The organism is Promicromonospora sp. NPDC059942, from assembly GCF_042731755.1.
Lineage (GTDB): Bacteria > Actinomycetota > Actinomycetes > Actinomycetales > Cellulomonadaceae > Promicromonospora.
In genome coordinates this window covers 176,339-185,814 of record NZ_JBHWLR010000009.1, presented here as the reverse complement: position 1 = coordinate 185,814, position 9,476 = coordinate 176,339, and the positions used below count along the sequence as shown (strand labels likewise).

At 72.0% G+C, this 9,476-nt stretch carries 10 protein-coding genes; 8 read left to right on the top strand and 2 right to left on the bottom strand.

Annotated elements, in window-relative coordinates; all coding sequences use genetic code 11:
* Positions 1 to 198: 198 nt before the first annotated feature.
* The gene (locus ACFV9Q_RS16540; protein WP_377235301.1) at positions 199 to 969 is read right to left on the bottom strand and encodes a murein hydrolase activator EnvC family protein; all 771 of its coding nucleotides are present in this window, start codon (positions 967 to 969) and stop codon (positions 199 to 201) included.
* 545 nt (positions 970 to 1,514) lie between these two features.
* Here ACFV9Q_RS16540 and rpsB point away from each other — a divergent pair.
* The 7 genes from rpsB to ACFV9Q_RS16505 all read left to right on the top strand — a co-directional run bounded on the left by rpsB (position 1,515) and on the right by ACFV9Q_RS16505 (position 7,708).
* Positions 1,515 to 2,462, top strand: coding sequence for a 30S ribosomal protein S2 (gene rpsB / locus ACFV9Q_RS16535; protein WP_357484213.1), 948 nt, complete (start codon positions 1,515 to 1,517; stop codon positions 2,460 to 2,462).
* A gap of 105 nt (positions 2,463 to 2,567) precedes the next feature.
* Positions 2,568 to 3,407 (top strand): translation elongation factor Ts, encoded by an 840-nt coding sequence (tsf, locus tag ACFV9Q_RS16530; RefSeq protein WP_377235300.1) that lies wholly within the window; start codon positions 2,568 to 2,570, stop codon positions 3,405 to 3,407.
* Positions 3,408 to 3,691: 284 nt separating this feature from the next.
* Positions 3,692 to 4,447, top strand: a complete 756-nt coding sequence (pyrH, locus tag ACFV9Q_RS16525; RefSeq protein WP_377230680.1) for a UMP kinase — start codon at positions 3,692 to 3,694, stop codon at positions 4,445 to 4,447.
* Between the two features lie 108 nt (positions 4,448 to 4,555).
* A complete protein-coding gene (frr, locus tag ACFV9Q_RS16520; RefSeq protein ID WP_377235299.1) occupies positions 4,556 to 5,113 on the top strand; it encodes a ribosome recycling factor in 558 nt (185 codons plus the stop codon).
* A 50-nt stretch (positions 5,114 to 5,163) separates the two neighbouring features.
* Complete coding sequence (locus tag ACFV9Q_RS16515; protein WP_377235298.1) at positions 5,164 to 6,000, top strand: phosphatidate cytidylyltransferase; 837 nt, start codon at positions 5,164 to 5,166, stop codon at positions 5,998 to 6,000.
* A gap of 65 nt (positions 6,001 to 6,065) precedes the next feature.
* On the top strand, positions 6,066 to 7,160 hold the full coding sequence (gene rlmN / locus ACFV9Q_RS16510) for a 23S rRNA (adenine(2503)-C(2))-methyltransferase RlmN (RefSeq protein ID WP_377230683.1): 1,095 nt from the start codon (positions 6,066 to 6,068) through the stop codon (positions 7,158 to 7,160).
* Positions 7,161 to 7,165: 5 nt separating this feature from the next.
* Positions 7,166 to 7,708 (top strand): DivIVA domain-containing protein, encoded by a 543-nt coding sequence (locus ACFV9Q_RS16505; RefSeq protein ID WP_285105094.1) that lies wholly within the window; start codon positions 7,166 to 7,168, stop codon positions 7,706 to 7,708.
* Positions 7,709 to 7,762: 54 nt separating this feature from the next.
* Here ACFV9Q_RS16505 and ACFV9Q_RS16500 read toward each other — a convergent pair whose 3' ends face one another.
* Positions 7,763 to 8,161, bottom strand: coding sequence for a MerR family transcriptional regulator (locus ACFV9Q_RS16500; RefSeq protein ID WP_377235297.1), 399 nt, complete (start codon positions 8,159 to 8,161; stop codon positions 7,763 to 7,765).
* Positions 8,162 to 8,221: 60 nt separating this feature from the next.
* Between ACFV9Q_RS16500 and ACFV9Q_RS16495 the strand changes: the two genes are divergently transcribed.
* Positions 8,222 to 9,472 (top strand): MFS transporter, encoded by a 1,251-nt coding sequence (locus tag ACFV9Q_RS16495; RefSeq protein ID WP_377235296.1) that lies wholly within the window; start codon positions 8,222 to 8,224, stop codon positions 9,470 to 9,472.
* Positions 9,473 to 9,476 lie beyond the last annotated feature (4 nt).

Below are 9,476 nucleotides of genomic sequence, written 5' to 3'. Positions count from 1 at the left end.
TGCGGCCTGACACGGCGGGCGGTGTGCGGCCTGACACGGCGGGCGGTGTGCGGCCTGACACGGCGGGCGGTGTGCGGCCTGACACGGCGGGCGGTGTGCGGCCTGACACGGCGGGCGGTGTGCGGCCTGACACGGCGGGCGGTGCGCGCCTGACCCGCAGGCGGCGTCGTGCCGTCGACGCCCGGACCTGAGCCCCGCTCAGCGGTCCGGCAGCAGGACGATCGGCGGGCGGTCCAGCAGGGACAGCGGGTCGATGTACCGCTCGCCCCGCCGCACGCCCCAGTGCACGCACGACCGGGGCGCGCAGTGGTTCTGCGTCGTGCCAGGGTCGGTGGCGCCCGCGCCGGGCTCGTCCGCGCCCGCCTCGACGACGCCGACCGCCGTCCCCGCGGCGACTGCGGTGCCGACCGGTACGGACGCGGCCACCGGTTCCAGGCTGCTGCGCAGGCCGTCCGGGTGGGTGACCACCACGACGCCGCGCCGCGCCACCTGCCCGGCGAACGTCACGACGCCCGGACCGGGGGAGAGTACGCGCGCACCGGCCGCGGCGGCCAGGTCGACACCACGGTGCCCCGCACCCCACTCCTCGGCGGGCGGGTCGAACAGCCGCTCCACGCCGGCCGGCGGGTCCACGCCCGCGACGGGCGGCACGTAGCCGGTACCCGCGGCGCGGGCATCAGCACCGGCACCTGCGCCGGAGTCTGCAGCACCACCGTCCGCCGCACCGTCGTCAGCCGCGCCGGGCCCCGCCGCGCCGCCGTCTGCTCCACCGGGCGCGAGGCGGGCGTCGAGACCCAGCCGGACGGCGACGTCCGGCCCGGAGCGCAGGGCGGCGGCGGGCGGAGCCGGCACGACAGCGACGAGCACGAGGGCGGCGAGCCCGACGGCGAGCAGCGTGGTCAGGACCGCGGCGGCCGTCCGGCGGTGGGCCGCACGGCGGGGAGAACGGGGAGAGCGAGGAGTCGTCATGCCCCGAGCATCACGCCGTGATCGCGCCGCCGTCGGCGTCGAACAGCCCGCCTGTGCACGAACCCGTCCCGTACCCTCCTGTGGTCGCGCTCGTTCCCCGCTGCCGCCGTCGCGAGGGTCTCTCGGGCGCGGTCACGAGCTGCGGAGAACCCGCCGCGAGAACCACCCGGAGAACCACCCCGACGAGCGCCCGCGGGGGAGCGTGCGACGTCACAGCCGGGGCACGTCGCGCGGGTCCTCGCCGCGGGGGCCGGTCGGGTAGACTTCAACCCGCGACCGGCATGTGCTACCCGTCCGGCAGGCGTCCAGCTCGGCTGACTGCTTGCCTGGCAGGGAGAACACCTGGTCGACATCGCGCGTCACATCGAGTCGCGTCCGGCAGTGGTCCGGCCCCCAGGGGTCGGCGTCGGGCACGGCGTGGCGCCAGGGGCACCGTCAGGAGAGGGTGCCGCCAACCGAACCGTGGCCCAGGCCTTGTGTCCTGTGCCGCCTGAAATGCGTGCGGAGTCCCGGGTCGATCCCGGACCGCACCGAAAGGACGTGTCATGGCCGTCGTGTCCATGCGCCAGCTCCTCGAGAGCGGTGTCCACTTCGGACACCAGACCCGCCGTTGGAACCCGAAGATGAAGCGCTTCATCTTCACGGAGCGCAACGGCATCTACATCGTCGACCTGCAGCAGTCGCTGCACTTCATCGACAGCGCGTACGACTTCGTCAAGGAGACGGTCGCCCACGGCGGCTCCATCCTCTTCGTCGGCACGAAGAAGCAGGCCCAGGAGCCGGTGGCCGAGCAGGCCGCCCGCGTCGGCATGCCCTACGTGAACCACCGCTGGCTCGGTGGCATGCTCACCAACTTCACCACGGTGCACAAGCGTCTCCAGCGCCTCAAGGAGCTCGAGGAGATCGACTTCGACGACGTGGCCGCCTCGGGCCTCACGAAGAAGGAGCTCCTGGTGCTGCGCCGCGAGAAGGACAAGCTCGCGCGCACCCTCGGCGGTATCCGTGACATGGCCAAGGTTCCCTCGGCCGTCTGGATCGTCGACACCAACAAGGAGCACCTCGCGGTGGACGAGGCCCGCAAGCTGGGCATCCCCGTCGTGGCGATCCTCGACACCAACTGCGACCCCGACATGGTCGACTACGCGATCCCGGGCAACGACGACGCGATCCGTTCCGTCACGCTGCTCACCCGCGTGATCGCGGACGCCGCCGCCGAGGGCCTCATGCAGCGCCACTCGGGTGGCAGCAAGACCGGTGCCGAGACCGAGCCGGCCGCCGAGCCGCTGGCCGAGTGGGAGCGCGAGCTCCTGGCCGGCGACACCACCGAGGGCACGGTCGAGTCCCCGGCCGCCACCGCCGAGGGCACCGTCGAGGAGGCTGCCGCCGAGGCTGCTGCCGCCGCCACCCCGGCCGCTCCCGCCGAGGTCGTGGAGGCCGCCGAGGCCGCCGAGGCTGCTCCGGCCGCCGCCCCCGAGGCCGACACCGAGAAGTGACGTGCCGCGCTGACCGGGTCGACCTCGTGTCGGCCCGGTCGGCGCACCGTTCCTCGGGTCGCACGACCTCCCACGAACAACACGACTGCACGGAGGACCAGAACAATGGCGAACTACACCGCCGCTGACATCAAGGCGCTGCGTGAGCGGACCGGCGCCGGCATGCTCGACGTCAAGAAGGCCCTGGACGCGGCCGACGGCGACGCCGACAAGGCCATCGAGATCATCCGGACCAAGGGCCTGGCCCGCGCTGCCAAGCGCGAGGGCAACGCCACGTCCGAGGGTCTCGTCGCCGTCAAGGTCGAGGACACCGCGGCCGGCCAGGTCGCCACGATGATCGAGCTGAACGCCGAGACGGACTTCGTCGTCAAGAACGAGAAGTTCATCTCGCTGGCCGAGGCCGTCCTGGAGGCCACCGCGGCCGCCGGTGCCGCCGACGAGGTCGCGGCTGCCGCCGCCCCCGCCAGTGAGGGCACCGTCGCCGAGCTCATCGCCGCACAGGGCGCCACGCTGGGCGAGAAGCTCGTCCTGCGCCGCGTCGCGCGCGTCGAGGGCCCGAAGGTCACGACCTACCTGCACAAGACGGCCAAGGACCTGCCGCCGTCGATCGGTGTCCTCGTGGTCACCGACGAGGCCGGTGCGGCCGTCGCCAAGGACATCGCGCAGCACATCGCCGCGATGGCCCCGAAGTACCTCACGCGCGACGAGGTCCCGGCGGACGTCGTCGAGAAGGAGCGCGAGATCGCTCTGGAGACCTCGAAGAACGAGGGCAAGCCGGAGGCGGCGCTGCCCAAGATCGTCGAGGGTCGCCTGAACGGCTTCTTCAAGGAGGTCGTCCTGGTGGACCAGCCTCTGGCGAAGGACCCGAAGACCACGGTCGCCAAGCACGTCGCCTCGGTGAACGGTGCCCTGACCGCGTTCGTGCGTTTCCGCGTCGGTTCCTGACGCAGCTCGTTCGGCCCGGTCCGCGCTTCGGCGCGGGCCGGGCCGACGCATACGCGGCCGACTCCATGCAAGGGGTCGGACCGCACGCCACGCTCCACCAGGAGCGGGGCACGGCTTCGATACTTTTGGTGTGGGGTAGAGCGGGGCGGGCTCCACTTCGCACCAGGGGTCTCGAGGTCGGCCCGGAGGCCTCTGCGCGGTGCAGAGGTGCGTCGCCCGCGAGTCGGGCGCAGTATTCCGGGAGGGCGGTGTCCCGGCAGTGACGATCGAAGGGTGACTGACCAGTGAGTGACGAGGCGACCCAGAACTTCGCGGTGGACGAGGAGGGCAAGCCGGCCCGGCGTGTGCTCCTGAAGCTGTCGGGCGAGGCGTTCGGCGGCGGGAGCGTGGGGCTGGACGCCGACGTCGTCCGCCGCATCGCGAAGGAGATCGGCGTGGCCGTGCGCGACGGCGTGCAGGTGGCGATCGTCGTCGGCGGCGGGAACTTCTTCCGCGGCGCCGAGCTGAGCGTGGCCGGCATGGACCGCGCACGCGCGGACTACATGGGCATGCTCGGCACGGTCATGAACTGCCTCGCCCTGCAGGACTTCCTGGAGCAGGCCGGCGTCAAGACGCGCGTGCAGACCGCCATCACGATGGGCCAGGTCGCCGAGCCGTACATCCCCCTGCGCGCGATCCGGCACATGGAGAAGGGCCGCGTGGTCATCTTCGGTGCGGGTGCGGGCATGCCGTACTTCTCGACCGACACCGTGGCGGTGCAGCGCGCCCTGGAGACGGGCTGCGAGCAGGTCGTCATGGGCAAGAACGGGGTCGACGGCGTGTACGACTCCGACCCGCGCCGCAACCCGGACGCGAAGAAGCTGGACCACCTGACCTACACCGACGCCCTCGTGAACCGGCTCGGCGTCATGGACGACACGGCACTGGCGATGTGCCGCGACAACGACGTCCAGATGCGGGTCTTCGGCATGGAGGGCGAGGGCAACGTCACCCGCGCGCTCGCCGGCGAGCCGATCGGCACGCTGATCACGACGCGCTGAACCGTGCGGCCCGGGCTTGCCCGGTGAACGCGCGAACCTTTCGGTAGCCGGGCAAAGTGTCCGTAGAGTGGCCCCGGCACCACCCGTAGACCAACGACAGGAGCAGTGGTGATCGACGAGACCCTCCTCGAAGCCGAGGAAAAGATGGAGAAGGCGATCGAGGTCGCCAAGGAGGACTTCGCGGGCATCCGCACCGGCCGCGCCAACGCCGGCATGTTCAGCAAGATCACCGTCGACTACTACGGCGCGCCCACGCCGCTGCAGCAGCTCGCGTCCTTCAACATCCCGGACGCGCGGACCGTGCTGGTCGCGCCGTTCGACAAGAGCTCCGTGCCCGCCGTCGAGAAGGCGCTGCGCGACTCCGACCTGGGTGTGAACCCGGCGACGGACGGCAACGCCATCCGCATCGTGCTGCCCTCCCTCACGGAGGAGCGGCGCCGCGACTACGTGAAGCTCGCCAAGTCGAAGGCCGAGGACTCGCGCGTCTCGGTGCGCAACATCCGCCGCAAGGCCAAGGAGACGCTGGACCGCATCGTCAAGGACGGCGAGGCCGGCGAGGACGAGGTCGTGCGCGCGGAGAAGGAGCTGGACAAGATCACCAAGAGCCACGTCGAGATCATCGACCAGCTGCTCGCCGGCAAGGAGAGCGAGCTGCTCGAGGTCTGATGCCCGCACCGCCTCGAGACACGACAGAGCGAGACAACGCGCATACCGCCGTGAGCCCGGAACCCGTACCCGGCGCGAAGAAGTCGCGCGCGGGCCGTAACCTGCCCGCCGCCATCCTCGTGGGCGTCGGCCTGCTCGGCGTCGTCGGCGCGTCGTTGTACTGGCGACCCGAGCCGTTCGTGGCGTTCGTGGTCGTCCTGCTGTGGGCGGGGCTCTGGGAGCTGCGGCAGGCGTTCGCGCGCCGCGACCTGCGGCTGCCGATGGTCCCGCTGTTCGTCGGGACCGCCGGCATGATCGTCTCCGCCTACCGGGGCGGGCCGGAGGCGCTGTTCGTGGCCTTCGTGCTGACCGTGGCCGCGACCGTGGTGTGGCGGGCGCTCGACGGCTCCGGCCTGAGCGCGGTGCGGGACTCGGCGGCCGCGGTCTTCGCGGCGTCCTACCTCCCGTTCCTGGCCGGCTTCGTGGTGCTCATGCTGGCGCAGCCCGACGGCGAGATCCGCGTCGCGCTGTTCATCCTCCTGGCGGTGGCCAACGACACCGGCGGCTACATCGCCGGCGTCATGCTGGGCCGCCACCCGCTGGCGCCGACCGTGAGCCCCAAGAAGTCGTGGGAGGGCCTGGCCGGCTCGATCGTGCTGGCCACGGCGGTGGGCGTGGTCGGGGCGGTGTACGGCCTCGGCGAGAGCCCGATCCTCGGGATCGCGCTCGGCGTCATGACCGCCATCACTGCCACGGTCGGCGATCTCGCCGAGTCGCTCCTCAAGCGTGACCTAGAATTGAAGGACATGGGCTCATTGCTCCCGGGGCACGGGGGCGTGCTGGACCGCCTCGACTCGCTGGTCATCACAGCGCCCTTCGTCTATCTCGTGCTCTCGGTGGTTGCCTGATGAAAACTCCCCTTGCCCAGCCTGTCGTGCGTCCGTCGGACGAGACCCCGGCGATCCCGCTGCAGATGGCGCCGAAGCGCCGCGGCAAGCCGCCGAGGCACTTCGCCGACCTCACGCCCGAGGAGCGCGTGGCGTCGGTGCTGGAGGCAGGCGAGCCCGCCTTCCGGGCCAAGCAGCTCGCCACGCACTACTTCACGCACTACACGAGCGACGCCGCGCAGATGACGGACCTCCCGGCGAAGACCCGGGACTCCCTCGCGGAGACGATGTTCCCGCAGCTCATCCGCCCCACGCGCAAGCTGGAGGCCGACGGCGGCACCACGGTCAAGACGCTGTGGCACCTGTTCGACGACGCCAAGGTCGAGTCGGTCCTCATGCGCTACCCGAACCGGACCACGCTGTGCGTCTCCAGCCAGGCCGGCTGCGGCATGGCCTGCCCGTTCTGCGCGACCGGCCAGCTCGGCCTGACGCGCAACCTGTCCACGGCGGAGATCCTGGAGCAGGTGCGCGCGGCGTTCCGCTCGCTGGCCGACGGTGAGATCCCCGGCGGCGTCACCCGGCTGAACAACCTGGTGTTCATGGGCATGGGCGAGCCGCTGGCCAACTACAAGGCGGTCATCGAGACGGTGCGCACGCTGGTGGCGCCGCAGCCCGACGGCCTCGGCATGTCGGCCCGCAACATCACGGTCTCCACGGTGGGCCTGGTCCCGGCCATGCAGAAGCTGACCAAGGAGGGCATCCCGGTGACCCTCGCGCTGTCGCTGCACGCGCCCGACGACGACCTGCGCTCCGAGCTGGTGCCGATCAACACGCGCTGGAACGTCGACGAGACGCTGGACGCCGCACGGAACTACTTCGAGGTGACCGGGCGTCGCGTCTCCATCGAGTACGCCCTCATCAAGGACATGAACGACCACGCCTGGCGGGCCGACCTGCTGGGCGAGAAGCTCAACTCGCGGGGCCGCGGCTGGGTGCACGTGAACCCGATCCCGCTCAACCCGACCCCTGGCTCGATCTGGACCGCGAGCGACCGGGATGTCGAGGACGAGTTTGTGGCACGATTGCGCGGGCACGGGATCCCGACCACGATCCGTGACACCCGCGGCAGCGACATCGACGGTGCCTGCGGGCAGCTGGCGGCTGAGGAGGACGACGAGTGAGTGGGATGTTCAACAGCGTTCCCAAGATGCGCACCGGGTACGACAAGGACGAGGTCGACGAGTTCTTCGAGCATGCCCGGCAGGCGTACGAGGGACGCACGGCCGAACGGCTGACGAGTGCCGACATCCAGGCCTCGACGTTCGACCTGACCCGTGGCGGGTACAACACCCACGAGGTCGACGCGGCGCTCGACCGTCTCGAGGCGGCGTTCATCGCGCGGCAGCGTGCGGAGTACGCCTCGGCGCACGGTCAGCAGGCCTGGATGAACGCGCTCGCCGAGCGCGCGCGTTCCCTGTACGGGCGGCTGGGCCGCCCCGACGGCGAGAAGTTCGCGCCCGCCGACCGCGGTTCGCAGGGTTACGACAAGGACGACGTCGACGACCTGTGCGACCGGCTGATCGGTTACTTCGACCGACAGGAGCCGCTGACGGCCGGCGACATCCGGTCGGCGACGTTCGGCCGGGCCCGTGGGCCGGAGGCCTACGACGAGGCCTCGGTCGACGCGTTCCTGAGCCGTGCGGTGGAGGTGCTGCTCGGGGTCGAGTGACCTCCGAGCTGCGGCACTGAGCCCGCGACCGCCGCCCTCTTGCCTGTTAGCAGGTCAGACGACGGCGGTCGCGGGCTCCTGCGCTTCCCGGAGCAGCACCTCGTGCTGGGTCGCCGTCAGGAACCTGCGGATCGAGTCCCGGCTCCGCGTGAGGCAGTCGATGCGCGCCTGGACCCCGACCAGCTCAGTGGCGAGCTGCTGGGCCACCTCCCGCGGGCAGGTCGGGTCCTCGCGCTCGGCGGCGTCCTCCGCGTCGAGGAGGATCTTGACCAGTCGCGTCGGGATGCCCGCCTGGACCAGTCCGGCGACGCGCGACACCCGCTCCACGTGGGCCTCCGTGTAGGTGCGGTACCCGTTGGTCGCCCGGTCCGCCTCGAGCAGGTCCTGCTGCTCGTAGTACCTGATCAGGCGGGTCGTGACCCCCGTCCGCGTGGCGAGCTCGCCGATCCTCATGACGCACCTCCGGGCAGGGTCTTGACATTGACACCAGTGTCAAACTTTAGCGTGGTCGGCATGGACACGACAGACATCACTCCAGCCGCCCGGACCAGCACGAACACTGTATCGGCGACCTCGGCCGCACCTGCTGCACCGCCCGGCGACGTCCTGCCCTGGCCGTCGCTCCTCGTGCTCGGCGCGGGCACGCTGTTCATGGTCACCGCCGAGATGTTGCCCACGGCGGTGCTCCAGCAGATGAGCACCGGCCTGGGCGTCGCGGAGTCCAGCACCGGCCTGCTCGTCTCGATGTGGGCGGCGGTCGTCGTGGTGCTGAGCTTCCCGCTGGTGCGGCTGACGCGGCGGTGGGACCGCCGCGCGGTGATCGCCGGGGGACTGGCGGTGCTCGGGCTGTCGTCCGCGCTCACGGCGCTCGCCCCGACGTTCCAGGTGGCGGTCGGCGCGCGGGTCCTGGGTGCGGCCGCCGTCGGCCTGCTGTGGGCGACGACCAACGCGCACGTCGCAGACCTGGTCCCCGACCGCCTGCTGGGGCGGGCGATCGCCGTCGTGCTCGGCGGGGCGACCCTCGGGATGGTGGTGGGAACGCCGCTGGCCCGGCTCGTGGCCGACGCCGCCGGCTGGCGCGCCGCCTTCTGGGCCCTCGCGGCCCTGAGCCTGCTGGCAGCGGTCGCGGTCCGGCTGGTCGTGGCCCGGGCGGCGATGCTCGACGGCGACGCGGCGGGCGGTGGGACCGGGAACGCTGCCGGGGTCGCCGTGCGACGGGGGACCGGCCGCCTCCTGACGGTGACCGGCCTGGTCGCGCTGGTCCTGGTGGGCCACTACGGCGCGTACACGTACATCACCCGGCTGGCCGAGGCGCCCGCGCAGGCTCTGCCCGGCGGGATGAGCACCCTGCTCCTGGTGTTCGGGCTCGCCTCGGCCGTCGGCGTCGCGCTGGCGGGCCGGCTCGGCGAGCGCAGCGGCCCGGCGCTGGTGGTCAGCGTGGCCGCGACCGCGCTCACCGTGCTCGGGCTCGGGGCCGTGGACGCCGGCCCCGTGGTCGGGGTCGCCGTCGTCGTCGCGTGGGGCGTCGTCTCGGGCGCCCTGCCGCCGTTCGCGCAGACGCTGATCCTGCGGCTGGCCGGGCCGGAGCGTCGCTCGTTCGCGGGCGCGCTGATCCCGGTGCTGTTCAACGGCGGGATCGCCGTCGGGGCAGCCCTCGCCTCGTTCGTGGTGGCGGGGTCCGGGGTGGCGGCGGTGCCGCTGCTGGCGGCCGTGGTGGTCGGCGTCGCGGCGGTGGGCCTGGCGGTGTCGGTCCGCCGCGCCTGACCTG

Coding starts and splice junctions, on each gene's coding strand:
- ACFV9Q_RS16540 (WP_377235301.1), bottom strand. CDS start 969: ATGACGACTCCTCGCTCTCCCCGTTCTCCCCGCCGTGCGGCCCACCGC.
- ACFV9Q_RS16505 (WP_285105094.1), top strand. CDS start 7,166: ATGTTCAACAGCGTTCCCAAGATGCGCACCGGGTACGACAAGGACGAG.
- rlmN (WP_377230683.1), top strand. CDS start 6,066: ATGGCGCCGAAGCGCCGCGGCAAGCCGCCGAGGCACTTCGCCGACCTC.
- rpsB (WP_357484213.1), top strand. CDS start 1,515: ATGGCCGTCGTGTCCATGCGCCAGCTCCTCGAGAGCGGTGTCCACTTC.
- ACFV9Q_RS16495 (WP_377235296.1), top strand. CDS start 8,222: ATGGACACGACAGACATCACTCCAGCCGCCCGGACCAGCACGAACACT.
- tsf (WP_377235300.1), top strand. CDS start 2,568: ATGGCGAACTACACCGCCGCTGACATCAAGGCGCTGCGTGAGCGGACC.
- ACFV9Q_RS16500 (WP_377235297.1), bottom strand. CDS start 8,161: ATGAGGATCGGCGAGCTCGCCACGCGGACGGGGGTCACGACCCGCCTG.